Here is a 25,777-nt window from a genome sequence, read left to right on the forward strand (position 1 = left end):
GGCTTCACAACTCCGAAGCCGGCTTGCCCGCGACACCGCTGACGGCGCGGCCGATGCGGCCCGGCAGCTCCAGCATCTTCTGCACCTTGGAGCCCATCTTCATCAGCTGGCCCAGGGTCTGCGAGTCCATCTTCTGCACATCGTCGAACCAGGTCGTCATCAGCTCGATCAGATCGTGCATGCCGCGCATGCGCTCCTGTGCCACGCGGTCCTCTTCGCAGGTCGGCGCCTCCAGCAAGGCATTGCGCAGCATGGACAGGGTCGGTTCGATCTCGCGGCGGCGGCGCTCTTCGGCCAGGGTGCGGAAGATCTCCCACGCATCCGACGGCGCCTCGAAATACTCGCGCCGGTCGCCCGGCAGGTGGCGCAAGCGCACCAGGCGCCAGGCCTGCAACTCTTTCAGGCCCATGGAGACATTGGAGCGGCTGAACTCCAGGTTCTCGGCGATCTCATCGGCATTGATGGCCTGGGGCGAGACAAAAATCAGGGCATAGATCTGCCCGACAGTGCGGTTGATGCCCCAACGGCTGCCCATTTCCCCGAAATGGGCGACAAAACTACGAACCAGGGGACTCATGGCTTGCATGGCGGTGTGTCCTTGCGCCAGCGCAAAGCCGGCGTCTTTTGAGGGTGGAGGAATTTGATCTGCTTCAAGATTTTGCTGAATTTTCAAGAATTCCTGAAAATTCAGCAAGTCCACAAGTCCTTGACCGTGCGAGCAGCGAGGTTGTTGCGCCATGTGGGGCACCAATAATGCGAGGCAAGCTGGGCAGACTCATCGCTCCTACCCGCTCCTGCCCGCTCCTTGCCCGACTCCACCCACCTGATCGCCATGCCCAGCCGCCCCCGACTTCTTCTGCCCCTGCTGCTCCACAGCCTGCTGACCCTGTGCGCCGCAACGCCCGCTGTGGCCAGCGACGCCGCGCAGCGGGTGCAGATCGCCAGCCTGCCGCAGCAGGACGGCCAGCCCCTGGCCCTGAGCAGCTATTGGTTTCCGGCCGCGAGCGGCGTCGAAGCCCCGGCGCGGCCGGCCGTGCTGCTGCTGCACGGCTGCGGCGGCGCCCTGGGCCGCCAGGCGGATCAGCTGGCCGAACGCATGCAGAGCTACCGCGCGCTGCTGAACCAGCAAGGCTGGCATGTGCTGGTGCTCGACTCTTTAAGCCCGCGCGGTGAGCGCGAGCTCTGCACCCAGCGCATCGGCAGCCGCCAGGTCACCATGCGCGAACGCCGCCGCGACACCCTGGGCGCCCTGCAATGGCTGGCTGCCCGGCCTGAGGTGGACCCGGCGCGCATCGCCTTGCTGGGTTGGTCCAACGGCGGCAGCACGGTGCTGGCCAGCACGGCCGCCGACCATGAAGAGGTGAAGGCCAACCCGGCCAAGCCGCGAGCCGCCGTCGCCTTCTACCCGGGCTGCGAAGCCGAACTCAAGCGCGGCTACCGCGCTCAGGCGCCCTTGCTGATGCTGCTGGGCGGGGCCGACGACTGGACCGCTGCAGCGCCTTGCGAAGCCCTGGCCGCCCACAGCCGCGGTCAGACAGGTGGCGCCACCGTTCAATTCCAGACCTACGCCGGCGCGTACCACGGCTTCGATGCAGCCGCGCCGGTGCGCCTGCGCCGCGAGGTACCCAACGGAGTGAACCCCGGCGCCGGCGTCCATATCGGCGGCAATGCCGAAGCCTGGGCCGCTTCGCGCGAGGCCATGCTGGGCTTTTTGCGCGAACAGCTGAAATGACGACAACGATGACGATGACAAACGCAGGCGCCAGCACTGAACTGCACAGTCCCCGCCTGCTCTTGCGGGCGCCCTCCCCCGCCTTGTGCGAGGCGGTGCGTGATTTCCAGCTGCGCAACCGCGAACACCTCGCCCCCTGGGACCCGCCCCAGCCGCCTGACTTTCTGACGCCCGAGGTGGGGCTGGCCCGCCTGCAGCAAGGCGCCGATGAGTTTGTCGCCGGCAGCGCCCTGCGCTATTGGTTCGCGCGCCGCGAGGCACCGGCCGTGCTGATCGGCCAGATCGGCATCTCGCAGCTGAGCCGCGGGCCCTTCCAGAATGCCAGCCTGGGTTACAGCCTGGATGCCCAAGCCCAGGGTCAGGGCCTGATGCACGAGGCCTTGCAAGCCGCCATCGCCGAGCTGTTCGGCCCGCGCGTGCGCCTGCACCGGCTGCAGGCGGCCGTGCGGCCCGAGAACCGGCGCAGCCGCGCGGTGCTGCAGCGCCTGGGCTTCAACCCGATTGGCCTGAGCCGTCGCTACCTCTTCATCGCCGGCGCTTGGCGCGACCATGAGCTCTTTGACCTGGTGAACCCGGCCTGGCCGGATGACCAAGCGCCCTGATCAACCAGCCACCCAGCCCAGCTGGGTGCGCCTCACGCTCCGGCCGGCATCACGCCGCGGTGCCGGTGAATTTTCTGGCCGACTTTGATAAATTATTGTTTTACAGAAATTTATCAAGAGAGAATGCCGGCCATGCGCCCCGACACCACCTCCAAGCACCCAAGCCCTGCCCGACCTCAATCGGCCCGAATACAGCCGCTGGAACGCGTGCGCCGCCTGGCGCTGTGGGTGCAGCTGCTGTGCGCGGCCGGCGCAGCCATGCTGGTGCTGGTGCCAGCGCAGCTGTGGAGCCGCGCCGATTGGGTGGAAAAAGTGGCGCGCAGCTATTGGGTCAGCGACAGCAGCATCCCGCTGCAACTCGACGCTGCCTCGCGCGCCTGGGGCTGGGCCGCCAGCTGTCTGCCCTGCGCCGTGTTGCTGTTCGCACTCTGGCAGGTCTGGTGCCTGTTCGGCGCCTACCGCCTGGGCCAGGTCTTCACGGCAGAGCCGGTACGGCGGCTGCGCCGCTTGGCCCTGGCCTTGATGGTGCACGCCCTGGCTCAGCCGGTCGCCCACACCCTCTCCGTTCTGGCGCTGACCCTGGGCAATCCGGCCGGTCAGCGCCAGCTGGTGCTGGGCCTGGGCTTCGAGCACTTCATCAGCTTGTTCATCGGCCTGGTGATCTGGGGCATCGCCCAGGTCATGCAGCAGGCGCAGGCGGTGGCCGAAGAGAACGCGGAGTTCATCTGATGCCCATCGTTCTGACCCTGGACGTGATGCTGGCACGGCGCAAGATGCGCTCGCGCGAGCTGGCCGAGCGGGTGGGCATCACCGAGGCCAATCTCTCGCTGCTGAAATCAGGCAAGGTGCGCGGCGTGCGCTTCGACACCCTGAGCCGCATCTGCAACATCCTGGACTGCCAGCCCGGTGATCTGCTGCGTTATGAGCCCGGCACCGAGACCGGCACCGATCCCGACGGTGCCGAGGCCGAATCGTGAAGCGCGCTCACCCCGACTTTCTCCACCCGCGCAGCCCGACCCGGCGCTGGGCCTGGTTCGGTGTGGCCCTGCTGCACCTGTTGCTGCTCGCCTTGTTTCTGCAGGCTCGCCAGAGCAGCCTGAACGCCGCGGCGAAGGCCGAACCGCAGGCGCGATGGGTCACCATGCGCTTGTTCAATCGGCCCTCGCTGCGTCCGCAAGAACTGGAGAAGAAGAAAAAGCCAGAACGCATGACGCCCGAGATCCGAATGCCGGGCCGCTTGCCGCGCCAAGCCCAGAGCGCCACGCCTCAAGCCCTTCCGATCACAGCGCCCAAGGAGCCCATCACCACACGCCTCGCGGCGCAGGCGCCGCCGCCCGAACCCGCGGCCAGCAGCCCTGAGCCTTTGAAGCTCAAGCTCCCGCTGCGCCAGGCCATCGGCGCAGCGATCAGCCCCGCCGAGATGGCGCGCCTCGACCCGCGCAGCAACACCCGCCGGCCCGATGTGGGCGAGCGCATCGCCAGCGCGCTGGGCTCCCCCGAACAGACCGAGGAACAGATTGCGCCCGGCCACACCCGCATCCGCCAAGGCAGCTCTTGCTACGACGTGCAAGACGCTCGCGTCAGCCAGCTGTTTGCATTCGACCCGATGGCCCGAGGCGCACCCAAGTTGGTGTCCTCGTGCAAGAAGTAAGCAAGCAATGAGTCACGCCGCACCGGACCAGACCCACACTTGCGCCACGCTCCATTCACAGACATCCGCCGCCCACAAGCCCATGAACCAAACCTCTGCAACCCCGCTCTCTCGCCGCTCCGCGGCCCTGTTGATCACGCTGAGCGCGCTTGCCCTGCAGGTCCAGGCCCAAGCCCTAACAACGCCGCCCGCCGATGCGGCCAGCACCCCGGTGCAGCTGGAGACCGTTTCCATGACGCTGCAGCGCGACGGATCGCTGATTCCCTACGGCAAGATGAATGAGATCCTGAGCCTGATGCAAAAGTATGGCGAAGCCCAGTTCTACATGGAGTTCAAGCTCAGCTTCAAGGAAGCCAAACCGGCCGGCTTCGCGCCCAAGCTGGCGCTGTACCACAACGAAGGCTCGGTACCCATCACGATCGCCGCCGACGGCACCTTCACCCTGCCAGTGCTGCCACTGGAACTCGGCAAGGATGCCGATCTGGCGCGCAACTGGAAGCGCGGCAGCGCCAGCATCCAGGGTTCTCTGCGTATTTCCACCCGCGCCGAGCAGTTGACCATGGGCCAGGTGCGACGCATCACACGCCTAGCCCACAAGCTGCGCAGTGAACTGCTGCCCTGGTATTTGAAGCCTATGTTCCCCCAGTTCGAAGGCGTTCGCATCTGCAGCAGCAAACCGGCCTGGGAACTCGAATGGCGAGAGAAAGGTCAGCTCGTGGGCCTGCCACTGAGCGCTGACCCCAAGGACAAAGACCCCGATGCCGTGGCTGGCGAGCCACCGCGCAGCTGCACCAGTTTGAATGGCCAAGAAAGCTGGCCAGATGAGGCGCGGTTGATCGCTCCGGCCGATACGCGACTGAGCGTCAAGGGCCTCTCCATTAAATGAGCGCGCGCCGCACCTCTACACTGAAACCATGACCCCATTGCATCTGCTCCACAACCCGCGCTGCTCCAAATCGCGCGAAGCTCTGGCCCTGCTGGAACACAGCGGCCGCCAGGTCGAGGTGACCGACTATCAAAAAACACCGCTGGACCTGCCCGCACTGCAGGCCTTGCTGAGCCAGCTGCGCGCCGCCGAACCGGGCTTCAACGGCCGGGAACTGCTGCGCAGCGGTGAAGAGGAGTACCAAACTCTCGAACTGGGCAGGGCTGAACTGACGGAGGCAGAGCTGCTGGCGGCGCTGGCCGCTCATCCCAAGCTGCTGCAACGCCCCATCGTCAGCGATGGCCAGCGCGCCGTGATCGCCCGGCCGCCCGAGCGGCTGAAGGCCCTGCTCGGCTGAAGAAGAAGGCTGCGGCCTACTTTTTGTAGCGCTGCAGATCGGGGCCGGCCAGGCGGCAGATGCGCCACTCGGGCAGCACATGGGCGCCCATGCGCTCGTAGAAGCGGATCGCGTCTTCGTTCCAGTCCAGCACGGTCCACTCGAAGCGGCCGTAGTCGCGTTCGACGGCGATCTGCGCCAAGCGGGTCAAGATGCCCTGGCCCAGGCCGCTGCGGCGGTGCGCCGAGCGCACGTACAGGTCCTCCAGATAGAGGCCCGGCTTGCCGAGGAAGGTGCTGAAGTTGGTGAAGAACAGGGCATAGCCCACCACCTCACCGCCGATCTCGCCGACCAGGGCCTCGACCACAGGCTTGGGGCCGAACAGGTGCAGTTGCAGCTTGTCGGCCGTCAGCTCCAGCAGATGGCTGAGGTTCTCGAACTCGGCCAACTCCTTGACCAGGCCCACAATGGCCGGCACATCTCGGGGCTCGGCGGAACGCAAGGTGTATGAAATCATGCGCCCCATTCTGCCCGGGGAATGGGGGCAGGTCTTGCGGCCCGGCCGTTTGATCGCGCACTTGAGCGCCCGCTGTCGCGCCAGCTACATCGGCGCAGCGCCATTCGGCCTACAGTGCAGGCCATGAACGCCATGACGCCCCCTCCAAGCACCGAAGCCGCCGATCGCAAGCCTTATTACCAGGTGCAGCGCGCACACCGCAGCGAGTTCCTGGAGCTGCGCGGCCTGCGCCACCACCTGATGCACTGGCGCAGCGAGGCCGCAAGCGAGCATTCGACCGCCAGCGCGCAGCCACTGTTGGTGATGGTCCATGGCTGGATGGACGTGGGCGCCTCCTTCCAGTTCGTGGTCGACGCGCTGAGTGCGCTGAACGACCGCCGCCCCATCGTGACCCTGGACTGGCGCGGTTTCGGCCTCAGCGACAACGCCCCGGGCAGCAACTACTGGTTCCCCGACTACCTGGCCGATCTCGACGCCCTGCTGGACCGACTCAGCCCCGAGGCCCCGGTCGATCTGCTGGGCCACAGCATGGGCGGCAACATCGTCATGAGCTATGCCGGCGTGCGGCCCGAGCGGGTGCGGCGGCTGATCAATCTGGAAGGTTTCGGCCTGCCGGAAGCCAAGCCCGAGCAGGCCCCGGGCCGTCTGGCCACCTGGCTGAAGGAGCTGAAGGAAGCACCGCAGCTGCGCCCCTACGCCAGCGTCGAGGCCGTGGCTCAACGCTTGATGAAGACCAACCCGCGCCTGAGCCCGGACAAGGCCGCCTGGCTGGCACCGCACTGGTCGCGCCAGCAGGCCGACGGCAGCTGGCAGCTGCTGGCTGACCCGGCGCACAAGCGCGCCAACCCCATCCTCTACCGCAAGGATGAAATCGTGGCCGGCTGGAAGCTGATCACCGCGCCCACACTCTGGGTCGAGGGCGAAGCCAGCGATTTGAGCCAGTTCTGGGGCGACCGCTACCCGCGTGCCGATTTCGAAGCCCGGCTCAGCGCCGTGCCCCAGCTGGAAAAACACCGCATTGCCGAGGCCGGCCACATGCTGCACCACGACCAACCCGAGGCGCTGGCGCGCTGCCTGGAAGACTTTCTGCTCGCCTGAAGCGAGCTCAGGGGCCGATCAGCCCGGCCCGGCATGGAGCTGGTCCAGCCGGTGCATGGCCCAGGCATACACGGCCACGATCAGGCAGAACACCAGCAGCGCCCCTTGGGCGGCCACCCAGAAGCTGAAGGGCCAGCCAAAGAAATCGAAACTCAGCTCGCGGGCAAAGTAGCTCAGTCCGAAAGCCACGCCCAGCCAGATCAGCAGCAAGACACCGGTGAGGCGGCGGGTGCGCTGCCAGTAGCGCAGCTGCTGCGCGCTGGGCGGCGCGTGCGGCAGCGATCCCGGCAGGGGCGCAGGGCGGTCGAAATCATGCAGATTCATGGCTGGGCAGTGTGCAGCATTTCCCCCGGAAGGCGGCCTGGGGCAAGCGCTTTGCTGCCAGCGCGCGCCGGCATGTGAAAATAGCGGGTTCGGATGCGCGAGCACCCGGGCTTGGCCGCGTCCTGCAAGTGGCGGGGCCCGCCAGGCGCCCCGCACGGTGCGCCCCAGACCGCACGCATCCCACCGCAAGCACTCCTTGGGAACCAAGAACATGGACATCGAACGCATCAACACCATCGGTAGCACCCTGGCCGACCTGACAGCGCGGACTGCCGCGCTAAGGGGGTATCTTTGACTACGACCGCAAAGCACTGCGACTGAACGAAGTCAATGCCGCGCTGGAGAACCCCAGCGTCTGGAACGAGCCCAAGCGCGCCCAGGAACTGGGCAAGGAAAAGCGCACGCTGGAAAACGTGGTCAACACCGTCGACCACCTCGAGAGCAATCTGGCCGACAACGCCGAGCTCTACGAGATGAGCAAGGCCGAGGATGATTTCGCGGGCCTGGAAGCCATCGAGGCCGATGCGGCCAAGCTGACGGAGATCGTCGAGCAGATGGAATTCCGCCGCATGTTCAACAACCCGGCCGACCCGCTGAACTGCTTTGTCGACATCCAGGCCGGCGCCGGCGGCACCGAAGCCTGCGACTGGGCTAGCATGCTGCTGCGCCAGTACCTGAAGTACGCCGAGCGCAAGGGCTTCAAGGCGACGCTGGAAGACCAGACCGACGGCGACGTGGCCGGCATCAAGAGCGCCACCATCAAGGTGGAGGGCGAATACGCCTTCGGCCTGCTGCGCACCGAGACCGGTGTGCACCGCCTGGTGCGCAAGAGCCCCTTCGACAGCTCGGGCGGCCGCCACACCAGCTTTGCCTCGCTGTTCGTCTACCCGGAAGTCGATGACTCGATCGAGATCGACATCAACCCGGCCGATGTGCGCACCGACACCTTCCGCGCCTCCGGCGCCGGCGGCCAGCACATCAACAAGACCGACTCGGCCGTGCGCCTGACCCACATCCCGACCGGCATCGTGGTCCAGTGCCAGGACGGCCGCAGCCAGCATTCCAACCGCGACGTGGCCTGGAAACGCTTGCGCTCGCGCCTGTACGACCATGAAATGCGCAAGCGCCTGGAAGAACAGCAGAAGCTGGAAGACACCAAGACCGATGTGGGCTGGGGCCACCAGATTCGCAGTTATGTGCTGGACCAGAGCCGCATCAAGGACCTGCGCACCAACTACGAAACCTCGGCCACCCAGAAGGTGCTGGACGGCGACCTCGATCCCTTCATCACCGAGAGCCTGAAGCAAGGCGTCTGAGACCCAGACGCCCGCCCGGCTCTTTCCCTGACCGTTCCCCGCCTTGCCTCTGACCCCGCGCCACCCGCGCGGGGCTTCAAACCTCTTGCCACCCAAGGATGCCCGCCATGCGTGAAGGCACTGCCACCCTGATCCGCCGCGAAGACTACTGCGCGCCCGCGTTCTGGATCCGTACCGTCGACCTGACTTTCGATCTGGACCCGGCCAAGACCCTGGTCACCTCCAAGATGCAGCTGGAGCGCAATGCCGCCGTCGCCCACGGCGCCCTGCGCCTGCACGGCGAAGAGCTCAATGTGCTGCGCGTGCTGATCAATGGCGAGAGCGTGTCCTTCCGCCAGGAAGGCCATGAGCTGATCATCGACAACGTGCCCGATGCCGATTTCGCGCTCGAGATCCGCAACACCTGCGCGCCCGACAAGAACACCGCGCTCAGCGGCCTCTACACCTCGGGTGGCAGCTTCTTCACGCAGTGCGAGGCCGAGGGCTTCCGCCGCATCACCTACTTCCTGGACCGCCCCGATGTGATGGCGGTCTACACCGTGCTGCTGCGCGCCGACAAGGCCAAGTTCCCGGTGCTGCTGTCCAACGGAAATCTGCTGGACTCGGGCGACCTGGACAACGGTCGCCACTTCGCCAAATGGCACGACCCCTTCCCCAAGCCCAGCTATCTCTTCGCCCTGGTGGCCGGCGATCTGGTGGCGCGCGAACAGCGCGTGCGCACCCGTGCAGGCAAGGACCATCTGCTGCAAGTCTTCGTGCGCCGCGGTGACCTGGAAAAGACCGAGCACGCGATGAACTCGCTGATCGCCTCCATCGTCTGGGACGAAGCGCGCTTCGGCCTGCCCCTGGATCTGGAGCGCTTCATGGTCGTCGGCGTGTCCGACTTCAATATGGGCGCGATGGAAAACAAGGGCCTGAACATCTTCAACACCAGCGCCCTGCTGGCCTCGCCGGCCACCGCGACGGACGCTGACTTCGCCCGCATCGAGTCCATCGTCGCGCACGAGTACTTCCACAACTGGACCGGCAACCGCGTCACCTGCCGCGACTGGTTCCAGCTCTCTCTGAAAGAGGGCCTGACCGTCTTCCGCGACCAGGAATTCAGCATGGACATGGCCGGTGGCGCCAGCGCCCGCGCGGTCTGCCGCATCCAGGACGTGCGCGCCCTGCGCGCCAGCCAGTTCCCCGAGGACTCGGGCGCCATGGCCCACCCGGTGCGCCCCGACACCTTCGTCGAGATCAACAACTTCTACACCCCCACCGTCTACGAAAAGGGTTCGGAAGTGGTGCGCATGTACCAGACCCTGGTCGGCCGCGCCGGCTTCGAGAAGGGCCTGAAGCTCTACTTCGAGCGCCATGACGGCCAGGCCGTGACCTGCGACGACTTCGCCGCCGCCATCGCCGACGCCAACCCCGGCTCGGCCCTGAGCACACGCCTGGACAACTTCAAGCGCTGGTACTCGCAAGCCGGCACGCCGCGCGTGCAGGCCCGCGGCGTGTACGACGCGGCCGCCCAGACCTACACCCTGACGCTCAAGCAGCACAACCCCGCCACCCCGGGCCAGGAGCACAAGCTGCCCCAGGTGATCCCGGTGGCCCTGGGGTTGCTGAGCGCTGAGGGTCAGGCCTTGCCTCTGCAATTGCAGGGCGAAGACCAAGCCGCCGGCCTGGAGCGCGTGATCGTGCTGGACGAAGCCGAACAGAGCTTCGTCTTCACCAACCTGGCCAGCCAGCCCGTGCCCTCACTGCTGCGCGGCTTCTCGGCCCCGGTGGTGCTCGATGACGGCCTCAGCGATGCCGACCTGCTGGTGCTGCTGCAGCACGATGCCGATGCTTTCAACCGCTGGGAAGCCAGCCAGCGCCTGGCGCTGAACCGCATCCTCGCGGCCGTACGCAGCGGCAGCGCCCTGCAGCTGGACAGCGCCTTCATCGAGGCCATGCGCGCCGTGCTGCGCCATCCCGAGCTGGACGCCGCCTTCAAGGACCTGGCCCTGACCCTGCCCGGCGAAGGCTATATCGCCGAGCAGCTGGAGGTGGTGGACCCGCAAGCCATCCACGCCGCCGTGGAGGCCGCCCGCAGCCAACTGGCGCAAGCCCTGCGTGAGGACTGGATCGAAGCCTTCGAGGCCAACCAGATCCAGGGCGGCTACACGCCCGATCCGGTGTCCTCCGGCAAGCGCGCCCTGGCCAATCTGGCCCTGAGCATGCTGGTGCTGGACGCTGCCCGCAGCGGCGACACGGTCTGGCCCGGCCGCGCCTACCAGCGCTTCAAGGACGCCGTCAATATGACCGAGCGCCTCGGCGCCCTGAGCGCCCTGGTCAACGCCCATGCCGAGCTGGCCGAGCCGGCCCTGGCCCGCTTCCATGAGCTGTTCAAGGACGACGCCCTGGTCATCGACAAGTGGTTCGCCCTGCAAGGCCGCACGCCGGAGCTGGATGGCAAGAGCTTCGCCCGCGTCAAGCAGCTGACCCAGCACCCGGACTTCACGCTCAAGAACCCGAACCGCGCGCGCAGCCTGATCTCCTCGCTGTGCATGTTCAACCCGGCCGCCTTCCACCGCGCTGATGCAGCGGGTTATGTGTTCTGGGCCGAGCAGGTGCTGGCTCTGGACGCCATCAACCCGCAGATCGCCAGCCGCCTGGCGCGGGCCATGGACCGCTGGACCACCCTGGCCCAGCCCTACCGCAGCGCCGCCCTGGAAGCGATCCGCCGCGTGGCCGCCAAGCCCGACCTGTCCAGCGATGTGCGCGAGGTCATCGACCGCGCGCTGGAGTCTGACAAGTCGGCCGACGCCGCCGCCTGAACGGGCAGATGACAAGGGGCCGCGAGGCCCCTTTTCTTCGTCTGCCGCGTTCTGACCCGTTTTTTTACTTCCCCGAGAAAGACCGTCACCATGACACGTCGCATCAGCCTGACTCAATACCTGATCGAACAACAGCGCCAGCATGGCCACATCCCACAGGAGCTGCGCCTCCTGATCGAGGTGGTGGCGCGCGCCTGCAAGCGCATCGCCATCAGCGTCACCAAGGGTGCGCTCGGCGAGGTGCTGGGCACGGCCGGCAGCGAGAACGTACAGGGCGAGATCCAGAAGAAGCTCGACATCATCGCCAACGAGGTGCTGATCGAGGCCAACGAATGGGGCGGCCATCTGGCGGCCATGGCCTCCGAGGAAATGGAAGGCATCTACCTGGTGCCCAACCGCTTCCCCAAGGGCGAATACCTGCTGATGTTCGACCCGCTGGATGGTTCGTCCAACATCGACGTCAACGTCTCCATCGGCACCATCTTCTCGGTGCTCAAAAAAGCCGAAGGCAGCAAGGGCGTGTCGGAAGACGACTTCCTGCAGCCGGGCAAGCAGCAGGTGGCCGCCGGCTACTGCGTCTACGGCCCGCAAACCACCCTGGTGCTGACCTTCGGCGCCGGCGTGGCCATGTTCACCCTGGACCGCGAGCAAGGCAGCTTTGTGCTGACGCAAGAAGGCGTGAAGATCCCCGAGGACACCAAGGAGTTCGCCATCAATATGTCGAACATGCGCCACTGGGATGCGCCGGTGAAGCGCTACATCGACGAATGCCTGGCCGGCGAAGAAGGTCCGCGCGGCAAGAACTTCAATATGCGCTGGATCGCTTCCATGGTGGCCGATGTGCACCGCATCCTGACCCGCGGCGGCGTCTTCATGTACCCCTGGGACCGGCGCGAGCCCAACAAGGCCGGCAAGCTGCGCCTGATGTACGAGGCCAACCCCATGGCCTTCCTGGTCGAGCAGGCCGGCGGCGCGGCCACCAACGCCCGCCAGCGCATCATGGACCTGACCCCTACGCAATTGCATGAGCGCGTGGCCGTGGTGCTGGGCTCCAAGAACGAGGTGGAGCGCGTCACCGCCTACCATCTTGATTCGGCCAAATAATTCCTGCTAGAATTTAAGGCTTGATGCCGGTGTAGCTCAGTCGGTAGAGCAGCTCATTCGTAATGAGAAGGTCGGGTGTTCGATTCATCTCTCCGGCACCATCAAAAAATCTGCAAAGCCCAGTTCGCGAGAGCTGGGCTTTGTTGTTTCTGGGCTGGAACGGGATTGCACGCACAGCCGGCCGGGACACGCAGGCGGCTGCGCCGACGTGGCAAGCCAGTCCGGCCCTGTCAGCGCGTCACACAAAGCTGCCACGATGCAATGCCGGTCGGGCGACACTCCCGGCTTCACTGAATTCGCGCCGCATCGTGACACGACCTGATCCTCTGGCCACCGCCTCAGCTTCTCACGCATCGCCCCTCGGCGAGCCGGATTTTTGGCAACAGCCCTGGCTCCATCGCGCCTTGCTGGGATTGTTCCTGTTGATGCTCGCGGTGATTTCCTTTCTGGCGCTGAGCCCGGCTCCGCCCAAGCAAGCGACCCTGGGCTGGGACAAGCTCAACCATGCCAGCGCGTTTGCGGGCCTGTGCACGGTCGGCCTGCTGGCCTGGCCGCGGCGCAGGGTGGCGCTGTGGATCGGTTTGCTGGCCTACGGCGGCGCGATCGAGATCCTGCAAAGCCAGGTGCCCGGGCGCAGCGGCGAGTGGGCCGACCTGCTGGCCGACAGCGCGGGCCTGGCCCTGGGCCTGCTGCTGGCCTTTGCGCTGCAGCGCGCGGCCCGCGTACTCTGGCGCCCACAGCGCGCGCCCGCTACGCGGGAAATGGGTTAGTCTCGCTCCAAAGCGGTCGCCTCCCCGGGCCGACCGCAGGGAGCGCACATGAAGCAAGGCAGCAAGTCCGGAGCTTGGGCTCTGGCGGTGCTGCTGGGAGGCTGCGTGCTGGCCTTTGCCACCACCCTGGCCTTGCAGCGGCAGCAAGAGGCTCAAACCGAACGGCGTTTCGCCGATTTGGCCCAGCAAACCCTGGGGCAGGTGCAAGCCCGCATGCGCAGCTACGAATACGGCCTGCGTGGCGCCCGCGGTGCAGCCCTGGCGGCGGGGCTGGATCAGCTCAGCCGCGAAGGCTTTCGGGAGTACATGCGCTCGCGCGACCTGGAACGCGAGTTCCCCGGCGCACGCGGCTTCGGCCTGATCCGCCGCATCCAGCCACAGCAGGAAGCGGCATTTCTGCGCAGACTGAAGCAGGAAATCCGACCCGACTTCCACATCCAATCGCTGAGCCCTCACCGCGAGGAGCGCTGGGTGATCCAGTTCATCGAACCGGAGGCACCCAACGCCGCAGCCCTGGGCCTGGACATCGCCTCCGAGTCCTCGCGGCGCGAAGCCATGCTGGCCGCGCTCAACAGTGGTCAGCCGACCCTGACTCGCCCCATCACCTTGCTGCAAGCCAGCGGCAAACCAGGCCAGGGCCTGCTCTTCATGCTGCCCATCTATCGCAGCGGCAGCACACCCACAAGCCTGGCCCTGCGTCAGGCCGAGGTGCAGGGCCTGGCCTACGCGCCCTTGCTGGTGGAAGAAATGCTGAACGGCCTGGACCTGCGTCAGGACAGCGCCGCCCTGCGATTGCTGGATGCCGACAACCAGGCCGAACCCCTGCCCTTCTTCGATTCCAGGCCCGGTGCCCCAGCGCTGGCCGGGCTCAGCTTGCGCCTGCCCTTGCAGCTCTATGGCCGCCAATGGCTGGTCGAAGTGCGTGCCCAGCCCGGTTTTCTGGCGCTTCAGCCGCAGCTCAATCCCACCTGGGTGGGCATCAGCATAGCCGGGGTCTCGGCCCTGCTGGCCTTGTTGCTGCATTCGCTGGCCAGCAACCGCCAGCGCCGCCGCCAGGCCGCGGCCGATGCCGCGCACATGGCCACCATCGTGGCGGGTTCCAGCGATGCCATCGTCAGCAAGGACCTGCAAGGACGCGTGACCAGCTGGAACCCGGCGGCCGAGGCCATCTTCGGCTACCGCGCCGAACAAGCCATGGATCGGCCCTTGGGTGAACTGATTGTTCCGCCAGAGTTGCAGGATGAAGAACACAACATCCTGAGCCGCATCGCCAAAGGGGAGCGGGTGCCCCACTTCATCACCGTGCGCCAACGAGCCGACGGCAGCCGGGTTGATGTTTCGGTCACGGTGTCGCCCATCCACGATGCTCAAGGCCAGGTGATCGGTGCGGCCAAGATCGCGCGCGACATCACCGAACAAAAGCAGGCCGAGGCCCGCATCCTGCAGCTCAACGCCAGCCTGGAGGGCCAGGTGCAAGAGCGCACCCAGGAGCTGGAAACCGCACGCCGCCGCCTGCGCAATGTGCTGGACGGCGTGCCCTCCATGATCGGGTACTGGGACAAGCAGCTGATCAACCAGGTGGCCAACCACGCCTATTCCGATTGGTTCGGCATTGACCCGCTACAGCTGCCTGGCCGCAGCCTGCAGGCCCTGCTCGGGCCCGAGCTCTTCGAAGCCAACCGCCGCCACATCGAAGCGGCGCTGCAAGGACAAGCGCAGACCTTTGAGCGCACCATCAAGAGCCTCGACGGTCGCTCGCGCCACTCGCTGACCCAGTACCTACCCGACTGGGTCGACGGTGAGGTGCAGGGCTTCTACGTCGTCGTCAACGACATCACTGAGCTGACCCAGCAGCGCCAGCAGTTGCAGCAGAACGAGCGCTTTCTGCATTCGCTGCTCGACATCGTTCCAGGGATGATGCTGTACTGCACGCCCGATCGACTCTGCGCCTTTGCCAACGCCGCCTTCAAGAACTGGTTGGGCCTGGGCGAAGCGGAGCTCAAGGGTCGGCCCATGGCCGAGCTGCTGGGGCCCGAACGCTCGGCCTGGTTCCAGCCCTTTGTCGATGGCGCCCTGCGCGGCGAAAGCCAGCAGACAGAGCGTCGTATCGAACATGCCGACGGCCGGCACAGCGAGGCCTGGATCCATTTCATCCCCGACCTGGAGCTCGCAGCCAAGCCGGAGACCGACGCCGAGGGCGTCAGCCCGCCCGCCAAGGTGCGTGGCTTCTTTGTGCTCATCACCGATGTCAGCGCCCTCAAGCAGGCCCAGCTGCGCCTGCAGGAACTCAACCTGGTACTGCTGGAACGCAGCGAACAAGCGCAATCGGCCAACCAGGCCAAGAGCGAATTCCTGGCCAATATGAGCCATGAGATCCGCACGCCCATGAACGCCATCCTGGGCATGTGCTACCTGCTGCAACGCCAGCCCCTGGAAGCCGGCACGCTGCAGATGGTGCGCAAGATCGAACAATCGGGGAGCAGCCTGCTGACCATCATCAACGACATCCTGGACTTCTCCAAGATCGAGGCACACCGCCTGGACATCGAGAACATGCCCTTCCGGCTCGAGGATGTGCTGGACCAGCTGGCTTCCCTGATGGCCTCGGCCGTGGGCAACAAGCCGGTCGAGGTGCTGGTGGGTGCTGCGCCGGCCGGCGCACTCTTCCTCAAGGGCGACCCGCTGCGCCTGGGCCAGGTGCTGACCAATCTGGCGAGCAACGCCATCAAGTTCACGCCCAAGGGCGAGGTGGTGGTGGCGGTGCGCAAGCTCGACCTGCCGGACCCGCGCGGCCCGGACTTCATCACCCTGGAATTCAGCGTGCAGGACAGCGGCATCGGCATCCCCGAAGACAAGCTGGCCGATATCTTCCATGCCTTCAGCCAGGCCGACAGCTCGACCACCCGCCGCTTCGGCGGCACAGGCCTGGGCCTGACCATCAGCCGCCAGTTGGCCGAGCTGATGGGCGGCAGCATCGCCGTGCAAAGCCGGCTGGGCCAGGGCAGCACCTTCACCGTGCGCCTGCCCTTCCAGCTCAGCGAGCCGGCAGAAAACTCACTGCCCGCCATGGTCCATCAGCGCGTGCTGATCGCCGACGACCACGCCATCGCCCGCCAGGTGCTGTGCAGCACGGCCAAGAGCCTGGGCTGGCATGCCGATGCCGCCGACTCGGCCGGCCAGGCCCTGAAGCTGGTGCACGAACGTGCCACGCAGCTGCCCTACGACGTGATCCTGCTCGACTGGCGCATGCCGGTGGTGGATGGCCTGGCGGCAGCCGTGCTGATCCGGGAGCAGCAGCATCAGGACGCCGATGGCAGCGATCGCCCCGACGCGCCCATCATCGTCATGGTCACCGCCTACGACCGCGACCACCTGCGCGACGAACCCGGCGCCCAGGCGGTGGATGCAGTGCTGACCAAGCCCGTCACCGCCTCGGCGCTCTACAACGTGGTGCTGGAGGCCAAGAGCCGGCGCGGCGCCCTGCTCGGCAACGCCCTGCAGCCGCCGCAGCAACAGCAGCGCCTGCGCGGCCTGCGCCTGCTGGTGGCCGATGACAGCGAGATCAACCGCGATGTGGCCCAGGACATCCTGCGCGGCGAAGGCGCCGAGGTGCTGCAGGCCGTCGATGGCCTGGATGCCCTGAATCGCCTGCTCGGCGAAGGCGAAGCCATCGACCTGGTGTTGATGGATGTGCAGATGCCGGTGATGGACGGTTATGCCGCCACCGAGAAGATCCGCGCCACGCCGCAGCTGCAGCGGCTCAAGGTGGTGGCCCTCACCGCCGGCGCTTTCCAGCAGCAACGCCAGGCCGCGCTGGCGGCTGGTATGGATGCTTTCGTCGCCAAGCCTTTCAATGTGGATGAGCTGGTCGGCACCATCAACCGCCTGCTGGGGCGCAGCGCCGACGGCGACGCCGCGGAACCCGGGGGCCTCCGGAGCAGCGAGGCAGCCACGCCGGCCGAAACTCCCGCAAGCTCGCCGCCGGGCACCGAGGCCAAGCCGTCCTTCGACGCCGAGCGAGGCCGGGCCGCATTCCGCCAGCCAGGCCAGTTCCAAGGCCTGCTGCAGCGCTTCCTCAGCGACACCCAGGTGCGCATGCACGCCCTGGATGACGGCGACCGCGCGGGCTGGGCCCAACTCGGCCACGCCACAGGGACACCCGCCGGTTACCTCGGCATGCAGGACTTGAGCCAAGCCGCGCTGGCCCTGGAACAGCTGTGCAGCGAGGGCGAGCAGCCCTATGCGCAGGCCTTGCAACACTTTCGTCTGGCCTTCGACGCTGCCCGTCAGGCCGCCCTGGACTATCTCGCCGACACGGCCTGACGCGGCCCGCCCTCAGCGCCCTTTTTTTACCTCCACCACGGCTCCGCGCTCCTCGTTCGCCCCAAACAGACCGCGCGCACTGTCACCAAGGCTTCACGGCCCGCGGTGATGCTGGGTCTGCGCTGCCGTCTGAGCCCAGGCCCGGGCGGCAGCGCCCATGAGCCCAGCGGCCATTCACGCTCCATCCACCGCGCCCCGATTCGGGCGCACGAACGAAGGAAGAGACGATTTCCATGAGCCAAGCCCAAGACCTCCAAGACCTGCCCGAAGGCGTCACCCAGGAACTGCTGGACGAGGACGATTTCGAAACCGTGGCCGATTACCACCGCCTGGCTGCCCGACACTTCTCCGCCGCGGCCGACCACCACCTGGCCGCCGCCGCAGCAGCCGAAGACGGCGAGCACGAAGCCACCGCCCGCCACGCCCATCTGGCCTACCGCCACCAGCTGCACGGGGTGCAATACGCCGAAGTCGCCACGCTGGACAACGACGAGCTCGAAGACGAGTACCTGGAGCCCGAAGACGAGGGCGAAGAAGGACAAGACCACGCCCAGTAAGCTCTGCGCGGACCGCGGCCCGGGCCGTGATGACCCGGCTGCCTCGCTGGGCGAGCACCGAGGGCAACCCCGCCCAATCCAGCACTGCGCGGCCAGGAAAAGAAGATCCTGCGAGCACCTCCGCATTGGCGGGGGAGGCGCTCGCAGGCAAGGAGCAGTCCTGTGAAGCACGGGCTCGGCACGACTCATCCAGCGCACCCTGGCCCGGGTCCTGGCATGCGCGCTGCACGCCTTGTCGCCGCATGGGGCACGGCGGCGCTGCGTCAGCAGCCACCCTGCCCCAAGGCACAGGCCCGACGATAGGGCCGCAGGCCATGTAACGCAATTCCCCGCCGGCATCGACCCCGAACCGCCTGCAACAGGGCAGGAATATGCGCTCGCCCTGGCGTCATCGAGCAGCGGCGCGCGAGTCGACATCGTGGCGCCGATTTCGCGTGTTACGTTATTTAACGTGGCCACAAGCCCCGGCGCACGGGCGCTCTGCGACCGATGCCGCGAAAGCCCCAATCGCCAAGTGCGCAGAGGGCCTGAACAATTGTCACAAGCCTCTCCGCGCTGTCCGCCCGTGCCTTACACAAGCTCACCGAAGTCCAACAAATCCTTGGCCCCGCGCCTGCCCCTGCGAGGCAAGATGCCGGCCATGCTTGCATTGGTCACCTCACTCGCCCTGCTGCAGCCGGTGTCGGTGCCGGCGGCGCCGCCCGCGGCATCCGGCAACACGGGCAGCAGCAGTGCCGGCAATGCCAGCAATGCAGCGCTGAATCAAGAGCTGAACGTGCTGCACTGGTGGACCTCGGCCGGCGAGCGGGCCGCGGCCGACCATGTGGCCGCTCGCATGGCCGAGCAAGGCCTGCGCTGGATCGATGGCGCCGTGGCCGGCGGCGGCGGCGGCGGTGCCATCAAGGTGTTGAACGAGCGCACCCTGCGCGGCCAGGCGCCGCAGGTGGCCCAGCTCAACGGCCAGGCCTTGCGCGAATGGGCCGAACTGGGCCTGCTGCTGCGCCTGGACGGTGTGGCACAGCGGCGCGACTGGCGCGGCACCCTCTTCCCCCAGGTGATGAGCCAACTCAATGTGCGCGACCATGTGGTGGCCGCGCCCCTGGGCATCCATCGCATCAACAACCTCTACCTCAACCTGGCCCTGTTCCGCCAGCTCAAGATCGAGCCGCCCAGCGATTGGGCCGGCGTGATGCGGGCGGCCAGCGCCCTGCGCGCCGCCGGCATCACGCCCGTGGGTTTCAGCGACGAGCCCTGGCAGGTGGCCACGGTGTTCGAAGCCATGCTGCTGGGCGAGGCCGGCCCGGCCCTCTACCAACGCATGGTGGTGCAGCGCGACCTCCAGGCCTTTGACGACCCGGCCCTGGAGCGCAGCTTCAAACGCCTGCGCGAATGGCGCAATCTGGCCGCACCGGTCAGCGCCGCCGGAGGCAGCGGCAGCCAGCCCGGCAACGCCAACCCCGGCGAACGCCGCTGGACCGAGCTGGTGGCCGACTTTGCCGCCGGCCGCACGGCCATGCTGATCAGTGGCGACTGGGTGCGCGGCGAGCTGGGCGCGCTCGGCCAGGAAGGCGGGCGCGATTTCGAATGCAAGGCCGTGCCTGGCACAGCGCAAGCCCATCTCTTCAGCATTGACACCCTGGCCATGCTGGCCGGCGACAACGCCAAGCAGGCGGCGCAGGAGCGCATGGCCGAGCTGCTGGGCAATGCCACGCTGCAGATCAGCTACAACCGCATCAAGGGCTCGGTGCCGGTGCGCCGCGATGTGCCGGTGGACGAGCTCGATGTCTGCGCCCAGCGCTCCTACCGCCTGTTCGCCAACCCCGGCACGCCGCGCGTGCCCAGCCTGGTGCACCGCATGGCGTTCGATGAAGTCGGCAAGAACGCCTTCATCGAGACCGTGCACCGCTTTGCCCTCGACCCCAACCAGACCCCCGCCGCCGCGCAGCGCCGCCTGCAGGCCCTGCTGCGCGCGCTCGGCCCGCGCCCCCCGAAAGCCTTGCCATGACCCGCACCATCCTGCTCGTCGACGACGACCAGAAGATCCGCACCCTGCTCAAGACCTACCTCGAGAAAAACCAGTACGAGGTGCGCCTGGCCCACGACGGCGCCAGCTTCATGGCCGAATTCGAGCGCTTCCGTGACGAAATCAGCCTGTGCATTCTCGACGTCATGCTGCCCGACACCGAGGGCTTTGCCCTGTGCCAGGCGGTGCGCCGCCGCTCCGATGTGCCCGTCATCATGCTGACCGCCAGCGCCGAGGAAACCGACCGCATCGTCGGCCTGGAGCTGGGCGCCGACGACTACATCGGCAAGCCCTTCAACCCGCGCGAGCTGCTGGCCCGCATCAAGGCCATCCACCGCCGCAGCGGCCAGGAGCGCAGCCAGACGCCGCGCTACTTCCGCTTCAACGGCTTCACCCTCGATGTGCTGGAGCGCAGCCTGATCGACCCCGAAGGCGCGGCCTCGGCCCTCTCGGGCATGGACTTCCAGCTGCTCAAGCTGCTGGTGGAGCACCCCGGCGAGGTGCTGGACCGCAGCCGCCTGGCCGAGGTGACGCGCGGCCGCGATCTCGGCCCCCTGGACCGCTCGCTCGATGTGCAGGTGAGCCGCCTGCGCCAGCGCCTGCATGACGACGGCAAACAGCCGGCCCTGATCAAGACCGTGCGGGGTTCGGGTTATGTCTTTGCCACCACCGTCAGCGCCTCGCATGCGCTTTGAGGCCCAGGGCCTGAGCGGAGAAACCCAGAGCTGGCCGCGGCGCAGCCTGGGCTTCTGGTTCGACAGCCTGCAGGGCCGCTTCACCCTGGCCATGCTGGCCGGCCTGGTGATCGTGCAGCTGCTGGTCAATCTGCTCTGGTATCGCCAGGTCGAGCTGCGCACGCGCCGCCAGGCCGAGCTGGCCGCCCACCATGTGGCCAGCGGCGTGCTGGGCGCGCTGCGCGCCCTGCGCGAGCTGCCGGCGCCCTACCGGCCGCTGGTGATCGAGCAGCTGCGCACCATGGGCGGCACGCGCTTTCTGGTCTTTCTCAACAAGGGCGAGGTGCCGACCCGGGCCCTGCCCGATCTGCCATTGGCGCGCTCGGTGGAAGCCATCGTGCGCCAGGAAATCGGCGCCCAGCTGGCACCCGGCACGCCCATCCGGGTCGCCCTGGCTTCACCGCAAGGGCTCAAGGTGGCGCCCAGCGGCGCATTGCTGGCCGACCTGCCCGACAGCTGGGTCGACCCCTCGCTGCTGGCCAGTGAACGGCCGGCGCCGTTCTTGGTGATCCAGGTGGAGACGGAGCCGGGCCAGTGGCTCTACCTGACCAGCGCCATGCCCGACCCCTACTTTCTGGAGCAGCTGGACTTTTTCACCTGGCAACGCCTAGCCCCGCAGCTGCTGACCCTGTGCCTGGCCCTGATCCTGACCGTGATCGCCGCGCGCGCGCTGACCCGCCCGCTGCGCGGCCTGAGCCGGGCCGCCGCCCTGGTGGGCCACCGCACCACGCCGCAGCCGCTGCGCCTGAGCGGCACCTCGGAGGTGCGCCGTGCCATCCAGGCCTTCAACGACATGCAGGAACGCATCCGCCGCTACCTCAGCGACCGCGAGCGCCTGTTCGCCTCCATCTCGCACGATTTGCGCACACCCATCACCCGGCTGCGCCTGCGCAGCGAGCTGCTGGACGACCCGGCCGTGCAGGACGAGTTCCACGAGGATCTGGACGAGCTGGACATGATGGTCAAGACCGCCCTGCAGATCGTCAAGGACACCGACATCCACGAGAACCGCGCGCCCGTGCGCATCGACCTGGTGCTGCAGAAAATGGTGCGCGACGCCCGCATGACCGGCCAGCAGATCGAGCTGAAAGAGCTGCCCCTGACGGTGTTCGGCAAGCCGCTGGCCCTCAAGCGCGCACTGGGCAATCTGCTGGACAACGCCATGTTCTACGGCGCCGGCGCCCAGCAGCACCGCACCGAGCTGGAGATGGCCTCGGGCGAGCCCGGCAGCGCAGAAGAGGGTCAGGTCTTGCTGACCGTGCGCGACCACGGCCCCGGCGTGCCCGAGAGCGCCCTGGCCAAGCTGGGCCAACCCTACACCCGGCTGGATCATGGCTCCAAGCTGCGCGGCGAAGGCCTGGGCCTGGGCCTGTCCATCGTGCGCGACATCGTGGCCGACCACGGCGGCAGCCTGCGCTTTCGCAACCATCCGCAGGGCGGCTTTGAGGTGAGGCTGGCCCTGCCTGGCCATGCCGCTGCGGCGCCGCCGGACCTGGCGACTCCGCCTGACAGCGCCGATTCGGCGGCAGCTACTTCTTCCGCATCCTCTGCTTCATGACTTCCGCGCCCCCCGCCTCCCCCCACTTCGTCATCGTCGGCGGCGGCACGGCCGGCTGGATGAGCGCCTGCCTCCTGGCGCGCCAGCTGGGGCCGGCCTGCCGCTACACCTTGGTCGAGTCCAGCGACATCGGCATCATCGGCGTGGGCGAAGGCTCCACACCCTATTTGCGCGATTTCTTCCGCCAGCTCGGCCTGGCGGAGCGCGACTGGATGCCGGCCTGCCACGCCACTTACAAGGCCGGCATCCGCTTTCCCGGCTGGTCCACGCATCCGGGCTATGAGAGCTACGTCCACCCCTTCTTCAACGAGGCCGACCGTCCGCTGGGCCAGGCCTTCATCCAGCAAGCGAATCAGCGCCGGTGCGGCGAGGATGTGGATGCCAACCCGGCAGATTTCTTTCTTGCCGCTGAACTGGCGCGTCAGCGCCGCGCGCCCCACTACGTCCATCCGGCTCAGCACCCGGCCACCGACTATGCCTACCACTTCGACTCGGGCCTGCTGGGCAGCTTCCTGAAGCGCCACGCGCAGGAGCGGCTGGGCCTGCAGCACTGCGTGGACACCGTGGCGGCGGTGGAACGCCACGCCGAGAGCGGCGACATTACCGCCCTGCGCCTGCAGAGCAGCGGCCAGCGCCTGGAGGGCGATTTCTTCATCGACTGCAGCGGCTTTCGCGGCCTGCTGATCAACGAAACCCTGGGCGAGCCCTTCATCCCCTGGGGCGACCGGCTCTTCAACGACCGCGCCATCGCCATCCCCACGCCGCTGGAGCCGGATCAGGACATTGCGTCAGAAACCACCTCCACCGCCCTGGGCCACGGCTGGGCCTGGCAGATTCCGCTGACGCATCGCTACGGCAACGGCTATGTCTACAGCTCTCAGTTCATCAGCGATGACGCGGCAGAAGCCGCGCTGCGCGCCCACCTCGGCCCGGCGGCCGAGGGCGCCATTGCCCGGCGCCTGAAGATGCGCGTGGGCCGCGTGGCGCGCCACTGGCGCCACAACTGCGTGGCCATCGGCCTGTCCCAGGGCTTCATCGAGCCGCTGGAAGCGACCGCGCTGATGCTGATCCAGTTCTCAGTGCAGCACTTGATCGAAGCGCTGCAAACCGGTGGCGACGACCCGGCGACCTTGCGTGAGCGCTACAACGCCGAGATCAACCGCATGTTCGACGGTGTGTGCGACTACGTGCAAACCCACTACCTGCTCAACAGCCGCGAAGACACCGAGTACTGGCGCGCCAACCGCGCGATGAAGCCCGGCTCGGATCGCCTGGCGGAGCTGCTGGCCAGCTGGGACGCCGGCGCCGACTTCGATGCGGCCCTGGGCCGGCATGAGGCCGCGCTGATGTACCAGCGGCCCTCCTGGTACTGCCTGCTGGCAGGCATGGGCCGCTTCCCGACGAGCGCGCCTGGCCACAGGGCGGCGCCCTCGCAGGCCTTGGCACTCAGCGGCTTGCAGGCGCGGGCCTCCCTGGTGGATCAGGCGCGAAAGCACTTCCTGCCACACCGCGAAGCTTTGCGGCGGCTGGCCACCAGCGCCTGACCACGCAAGGAAAGCGCCCCATGAGCAAGTACCTGATCTCCTTCCCCGCCGCAGCCATGCTTGTGCCCGCCGAGGAGTTGCCGGCGGTGGCCGAGGCCGCCCATGCCGTGATTCGCGAGGCCAAGGCAGCGGGGGTGTATGTGTTCGCGGGTGGGATTGACGCGGCCGTGGCGCCGCTGCGGGTGACGAGCGATGGCTCGGTTCGAGAAGGCGCGGGCAGCACGAGCCCGACGCTGGACGGCGGTTTTGCGGTGCTGGAGCTGCCCTCGCGTGAGGCCGCGCTGGCCTGGGCGACGCGGCTGGCCGCCGCCTGCCGCTGCGAGCAGGAGCTGCGGGTCTTCATGTTCGACCCGGAGTCCTGAGCCCGCTTGCCGCGTCGAGCCAGGCAGCGGCGCCTTGGCCAGACACCGTGCGGCACGGCAGATCAGGAGCAGCCCCGGGCCTTCAGTTCAGCAAATCAGGTGCGAGCTGACGCAGGAAGGGCTTGGTCAGCTGACTGACCTCGCGGGCGAAGTCGCACCAGTCGGCCGTTTGGGTGTTGATATTGGCGGCCACGACCAGGTCCCACTGCGGATAGATGATCAGCAAGCTTTGCGCGCCATCGGACACTCCGCCGTGATGCACATAGCTGACGGCGGATTGGAGCGGATGGGCTCGGTCGCAGTACAGGTGCTGCAAGTTGGAGTGGCGCCAACCCAAGGCGTAGGACTGTTCGTTCTCGCGCCCATCGGCCAGTCGCTGGGGCGTCCAGAAATCCTGCCGAACCGGCGTTGCAATGAAGGACGGGCGCAACCAGGCAGCGCCCAGCTTCGCCAGATCCACCGAACTGGCCGCCAGGCCGCCTCCAGCCCATTTCTGGCTCAGATCGACCGGCCGGTGCAGGCGCGCCACGCCGCCGCGGGTCTCATAGAAACGCGCTTGCTGTTCATGCGGCTGCTCTGCCGCTGCGAGCGAGCTCAGGCCCAAGGGCTCGCTGACCTGGGCATGAAGATAGGACAGAAAGGGCTGAGCGGTGGCGCTCTGCAAGACGGCACTGGCCAGGACCGTGCCGAAGGAGCTGTAGTGGAAGCGTTGCCCGGGGGCGGAGAGCAGCTGGGCGTCGTCAAACAAGCCCAAGGCCTCATTCACATCGGTGTAGCGCCCCCACTTGAGCCAGCTTTGCAGCTTGCCTGACCAATCCGTGTTCTCGGCATAAGCCGGCATCCCCGCGGTATGAGACATGAGCTGACGCAGGGTCATCGCTTGCCATGCAGGGTTGGGCAGATCGGCCTTGTACTGCCCAATCGGAGTGTCCATGGTCAGCTCGGATCGAGTCACGGCCCGGGCCATGGCGGTGGCGGTCACGGCCTTAGAGGTGCTGCCGACGCGAAACTGGGTTTCAATCGTTGCCGGCGCCTGGCGCTCCAGATCGGCATAGCCGCTCGCCGCCGCCCAGACCAGATCGCCTCGCCAGGACACCGCCGCCGTGAAGGCGGGCCAGCGCTGCTGTGTGCGCGCTTGCGCGAGCGCTTGGGTGGCCTCGGTCGCGCTTTTTGCGAACTGCGGCTGATAGACCTCGGACTGCTGCGGTGCCTCGGCAGGGACAGGCAGCGCCCGAGGGAACAGCTGGCAGCCACCGAGGCCGACACAGAGCAGCAGGCCCAGGCTTCGGAGTTTGAATTTCAGCATCACGGGTTCCTTGAGGGTTGAAGAGAAGAGAAGACTGAGGAGAACGTTGAGAACTCAGGAAAAAGCGGCCGGGTCGACAGAACAACAACAAAGGGCGCGGCGTCAAGGCGGAACACTGGGCAGCAGGCCTCCCTGGCGGCCGGCGGCACCATGGGCGCACTCACGAAGCTGCGCGAGGGTGATGAACAGG

Annotated in this window: 23 protein-coding genes and 1 tRNA gene; 20 read left to right on the top strand and 4 right to left on the bottom strand. The window is 67.2% G+C overall.

The window, feature by feature from the left end; all coding sequences use genetic code 11:
- Window positions 1-4: 4 nt before the first annotated feature.
- On the bottom strand, window positions 5-586 hold the full coding sequence (locus AC1Q6P_RS19530; protein WP_223696784.1) for a GbsR/MarR family transcriptional regulator: 582 nt from the start codon (window positions 584-586) through the stop codon (window positions 5-7).
- A 219-nt stretch (window positions 587-805) separates the two neighbouring features.
- On the opposite strand from AC1Q6P_RS19530, the gene AC1Q6P_RS19535 reads away from it, so the two are divergent.
- The 7 genes from AC1Q6P_RS19535 to arsC all read left to right on the top strand — a co-directional run bounded on the left by AC1Q6P_RS19535 (window position 806) and on the right by arsC (window position 5,268).
- Window positions 806-1,732 (top strand): dienelactone hydrolase family protein, encoded by a 927-nt coding sequence (locus AC1Q6P_RS19535; protein WP_492663064.1) that lies wholly within the window; start codon window positions 806-808, stop codon window positions 1,730-1,732.
- 8 nt (window positions 1,733-1,740) lie between these two features.
- On the top strand, window positions 1,741-2,334 hold the full coding sequence (locus tag AC1Q6P_RS19540) for a GNAT family N-acetyltransferase (protein WP_492663063.1): 594 nt from the start codon (window positions 1,741-1,743) through the stop codon (window positions 2,332-2,334).
- 132 nt (window positions 2,335-2,466) lie between these two features.
- A complete protein-coding gene (locus AC1Q6P_RS19545; RefSeq protein ID WP_492663062.1) occupies window positions 2,467-3,063 on the top strand; it encodes a DUF2975 domain-containing protein in 597 nt (198 codons plus the stop codon).
- On the top strand, window positions 3,063-3,311 hold the full coding sequence (locus AC1Q6P_RS19550; protein ID WP_102767322.1) for a helix-turn-helix domain-containing protein: 249 nt from the start codon (window positions 3,063-3,065) through the stop codon (window positions 3,309-3,311). Before AC1Q6P_RS19545 ends, AC1Q6P_RS19550 begins: the two co-directional genes overlap by 1 nt.
- Window positions 3,308-3,985, top strand: coding sequence for a hypothetical protein (locus AC1Q6P_RS19555; RefSeq protein WP_171827868.1), 678 nt, complete (start codon window positions 3,308-3,310; stop codon window positions 3,983-3,985). Before AC1Q6P_RS19550 ends, AC1Q6P_RS19555 begins: the two co-directional genes overlap by 4 nt.
- A gap of 82 nt (window positions 3,986-4,067) precedes the next feature.
- Entirely contained in the window at window positions 4,068-4,871 is an 804-nt protein-coding gene (locus tag AC1Q6P_RS19560; protein ID WP_492663061.1) for a hypothetical protein, read from the top strand.
- 28 nt (window positions 4,872-4,899) lie between these two features.
- The gene (gene arsC / locus AC1Q6P_RS19565) at window positions 4,900-5,268 is read left to right on the top strand and encodes an arsenate reductase (glutaredoxin) (protein ID WP_492663060.1); all 369 of its coding nucleotides are present in this window, start codon (window positions 4,900-4,902) and stop codon (window positions 5,266-5,268) included.
- Window positions 5,269-5,284: 16 nt separating this feature from the next.
- Here arsC and AC1Q6P_RS19570 read toward each other — a convergent pair whose 3' ends face one another.
- Window positions 5,285-5,773 carry a GNAT family N-acetyltransferase gene (locus AC1Q6P_RS19570; RefSeq protein WP_492663059.1) on the bottom strand — a complete coding sequence of 163 codons (489 nt, stop codon included), beginning with the start codon at window positions 5,771-5,773 and terminating at the stop codon, window positions 5,285-5,287.
- 123 nt (window positions 5,774-5,896) lie between these two features.
- Here AC1Q6P_RS19570 and AC1Q6P_RS19575 point away from each other — a divergent pair, with 123 nt between their 5' ends.
- Complete coding sequence (locus tag AC1Q6P_RS19575; protein WP_492663058.1) at window positions 5,897-6,862, top strand: alpha/beta fold hydrolase; 966 nt, start codon at window positions 5,897-5,899, stop codon at window positions 6,860-6,862.
- Window positions 6,863-6,880: 18 nt separating this feature from the next.
- On the opposite strand, the gene AC1Q6P_RS19580 is transcribed toward AC1Q6P_RS19575, so the two are convergent.
- Complete coding sequence (locus AC1Q6P_RS19580; protein WP_171827872.1) at window positions 6,881-7,186, bottom strand: DUF4212 domain-containing protein; 306 nt, start codon at window positions 7,184-7,186, stop codon at window positions 6,881-6,883.
- 211 nt (window positions 7,187-7,397) lie between these two features.
- On the opposite strand from AC1Q6P_RS19580, the gene prfB reads away from it, so the two are divergent.
- The 12 genes from prfB (at window position 7,398) to AC1Q6P_RS19640 (ending at window position 24,281) form a co-directional block, all read left to right on the top strand.
- A protein-coding gene (gene prfB / locus AC1Q6P_RS19585) for a peptide chain release factor 2 (protein WP_492663240.1) occupies window positions 7,398-8,502 on the top strand; the annotation gives its coding sequence in 2 pieces (ribosomal slippage) (window positions 7,398-7,478 and window positions 7,480-8,502; 1,104 coding nt in all).
- Between the two features lie 107 nt (window positions 8,503-8,609).
- Window positions 8,610-11,306, top strand: coding sequence for an aminopeptidase N (gene pepN / locus AC1Q6P_RS19590; RefSeq protein ID WP_492663057.1), 2,697 nt, complete (start codon window positions 8,610-8,612; stop codon window positions 11,304-11,306).
- A gap of 90 nt (window positions 11,307-11,396) precedes the next feature.
- Window positions 11,397-12,410: a class 1 fructose-bisphosphatase gene (locus AC1Q6P_RS19595; RefSeq protein WP_492663056.1), complete on the top strand. Its 1,014-nt coding sequence runs from the start codon at window positions 11,397-11,399 to the stop codon at window positions 12,408-12,410.
- Window positions 12,411-12,435: 25 nt separating this feature from the next.
- A tRNA-Thr gene (locus tag AC1Q6P_RS19600) sits at window positions 12,436-12,511 on the top strand.
- 303 nt (window positions 12,512-12,814) lie between these two features.
- The gene (locus tag AC1Q6P_RS19605; RefSeq protein WP_243392735.1) at window positions 12,815-13,180 is read left to right on the top strand and encodes a VanZ family protein; all 366 of its coding nucleotides are present in this window, start codon (window positions 12,815-12,817) and stop codon (window positions 13,178-13,180) included.
- 48 nt (window positions 13,181-13,228) lie between these two features.
- Window positions 13,229-17,503 carry a PAS domain-containing hybrid sensor histidine kinase/response regulator gene (locus AC1Q6P_RS19610; protein ID WP_492663055.1) on the top strand — a complete coding sequence of 1,425 codons (4,275 nt, stop codon included), beginning with the start codon at window positions 13,229-13,231 and terminating at the stop codon, window positions 17,501-17,503.
- Between the two features lie 233 nt (window positions 17,504-17,736).
- Window positions 17,737-18,060, top strand: coding sequence for a hypothetical protein (locus AC1Q6P_RS19615; RefSeq protein ID WP_102767332.1), 324 nt, complete (start codon window positions 17,737-17,739; stop codon window positions 18,058-18,060).
- A gap of 640 nt (window positions 18,061-18,700) precedes the next feature.
- Complete coding sequence (locus tag AC1Q6P_RS19620; protein WP_492663054.1) at window positions 18,701-20,065, top strand: ABC transporter substrate-binding protein; 1,365 nt, start codon at window positions 18,701-18,703, stop codon at window positions 20,063-20,065.
- Entirely contained in the window at window positions 20,062-20,778 is a 717-nt protein-coding gene (locus tag AC1Q6P_RS19625) for a response regulator (RefSeq protein ID WP_102767334.1), read from the top strand. Before AC1Q6P_RS19620 ends, AC1Q6P_RS19625 begins: the two co-directional genes overlap by 4 nt.
- On the top strand, window positions 20,768-22,375 hold the full coding sequence (locus tag AC1Q6P_RS19630) for an ATP-binding protein (protein ID WP_171827877.1): 1,608 nt from the start codon (window positions 20,768-20,770) through the stop codon (window positions 22,373-22,375). Before AC1Q6P_RS19625 ends, AC1Q6P_RS19630 begins: the two co-directional genes overlap by 11 nt.
- Window positions 22,372-23,919 carry a tryptophan halogenase family protein gene (locus AC1Q6P_RS19635; protein WP_492663053.1) on the top strand — a complete coding sequence of 516 codons (1,548 nt, stop codon included), beginning with the start codon at window positions 22,372-22,374 and terminating at the stop codon, window positions 23,917-23,919. The genes AC1Q6P_RS19630 and AC1Q6P_RS19635 overlap by 4 nt, the downstream gene beginning before the upstream one ends.
- A gap of 20 nt (window positions 23,920-23,939) precedes the next feature.
- Window positions 23,940-24,281, top strand: coding sequence for a YciI family protein (locus AC1Q6P_RS19640; RefSeq protein ID WP_492663052.1), 342 nt, complete (start codon window positions 23,940-23,942; stop codon window positions 24,279-24,281).
- Between the two features lie 82 nt (window positions 24,282-24,363).
- Here the strand turns inward: AC1Q6P_RS19640 and AC1Q6P_RS19645 are convergent, their stop codons facing one another.
- Window positions 24,364-25,587: a serine hydrolase domain-containing protein gene (locus AC1Q6P_RS19645; protein ID WP_492663051.1), complete on the bottom strand. Its 1,224-nt coding sequence runs from the start codon at window positions 25,585-25,587 to the stop codon at window positions 24,364-24,366.
- Between the last annotated feature and the right edge of the window lie 190 nt (window positions 25,588-25,777).

Source organism: Roseateles sp. GW835-FHT13E02 (assembly GCF_058794035.1).

What these genes read in the sequence shown, in the direction of transcription:
- AC1Q6P_RS19530 (WP_223696784.1), bottom strand. Translation starts at nt 586, where the DNA reads ATGCAAGCCATGAGTCCCCTGGTTCGTAGTTTTGTCGCCCATTTCGGG.
- AC1Q6P_RS19540 (WP_492663063.1), top strand. Translation starts at nt 1,741, where the DNA reads ATGACGATGACAAACGCAGGCGCCAGCACTGAACTGCACAGTCCCCGC.
- AC1Q6P_RS19545 (WP_492663062.1), top strand. Translation starts at nt 2,467, where the DNA reads ATGCGCCCCGACACCACCTCCAAGCACCCAAGCCCTGCCCGACCTCAA.
- AC1Q6P_RS19550 (WP_102767322.1), top strand. Translation starts at nt 3,063, where the DNA reads ATGCCCATCGTTCTGACCCTGGACGTGATGCTGGCACGGCGCAAGATG.
- AC1Q6P_RS19560 (WP_492663061.1), top strand. Translation starts at nt 4,068, where the DNA reads ATGAACCAAACCTCTGCAACCCCGCTCTCTCGCCGCTCCGCGGCCCTG.
- arsC (WP_492663060.1), top strand. Translation starts at nt 4,900, where the DNA reads ATGACCCCATTGCATCTGCTCCACAACCCGCGCTGCTCCAAATCGCGC.
- AC1Q6P_RS19570 (WP_492663059.1), bottom strand. Translation starts at nt 5,773, where the DNA reads ATGGGGCGCATGATTTCATACACCTTGCGTTCCGCCGAGCCCCGAGAT.
- AC1Q6P_RS19575 (WP_492663058.1), top strand. Translation starts at nt 5,897, where the DNA reads ATGACGCCCCCTCCAAGCACCGAAGCCGCCGATCGCAAGCCTTATTAC.
- AC1Q6P_RS19580 (WP_171827872.1), bottom strand. Translation starts at nt 7,186, where the DNA reads ATGAATCTGCATGATTTCGACCGCCCTGCGCCCCTGCCGGGATCGCTG.
- pepN (WP_492663057.1), top strand. Translation starts at nt 8,610, where the DNA reads ATGCGTGAAGGCACTGCCACCCTGATCCGCCGCGAAGACTACTGCGCG.
- AC1Q6P_RS19595 (WP_492663056.1), top strand. Translation starts at nt 11,397, where the DNA reads ATGACACGTCGCATCAGCCTGACTCAATACCTGATCGAACAACAGCGC.
- AC1Q6P_RS19610 (WP_492663055.1), top strand. Translation starts at nt 13,229, where the DNA reads ATGAAGCAAGGCAGCAAGTCCGGAGCTTGGGCTCTGGCGGTGCTGCTG.
- AC1Q6P_RS19615 (WP_102767332.1), top strand. Translation starts at nt 17,737, where the DNA reads ATGAGCCAAGCCCAAGACCTCCAAGACCTGCCCGAAGGCGTCACCCAG.
- AC1Q6P_RS19620 (WP_492663054.1), top strand. Translation starts at nt 18,701, where the DNA reads ATGCTTGCATTGGTCACCTCACTCGCCCTGCTGCAGCCGGTGTCGGTG.
- AC1Q6P_RS19625 (WP_102767334.1), top strand. Translation starts at nt 20,062, where the DNA reads ATGACCCGCACCATCCTGCTCGTCGACGACGACCAGAAGATCCGCACC.
- AC1Q6P_RS19630 (WP_171827877.1), top strand. Translation starts at nt 20,768, where the DNA reads ATGCGCTTTGAGGCCCAGGGCCTGAGCGGAGAAACCCAGAGCTGGCCG.
- AC1Q6P_RS19635 (WP_492663053.1), top strand. Translation starts at nt 22,372, where the DNA reads ATGACTTCCGCGCCCCCCGCCTCCCCCCACTTCGTCATCGTCGGCGGC.
- AC1Q6P_RS19640 (WP_492663052.1), top strand. Translation starts at nt 23,940, where the DNA reads ATGAGCAAGTACCTGATCTCCTTCCCCGCCGCAGCCATGCTTGTGCCC.
- AC1Q6P_RS19645 (WP_492663051.1), bottom strand. Translation starts at nt 25,587, where the DNA reads ATGCTGAAATTCAAACTCCGAAGCCTGGGCCTGCTGCTCTGTGTCGGC.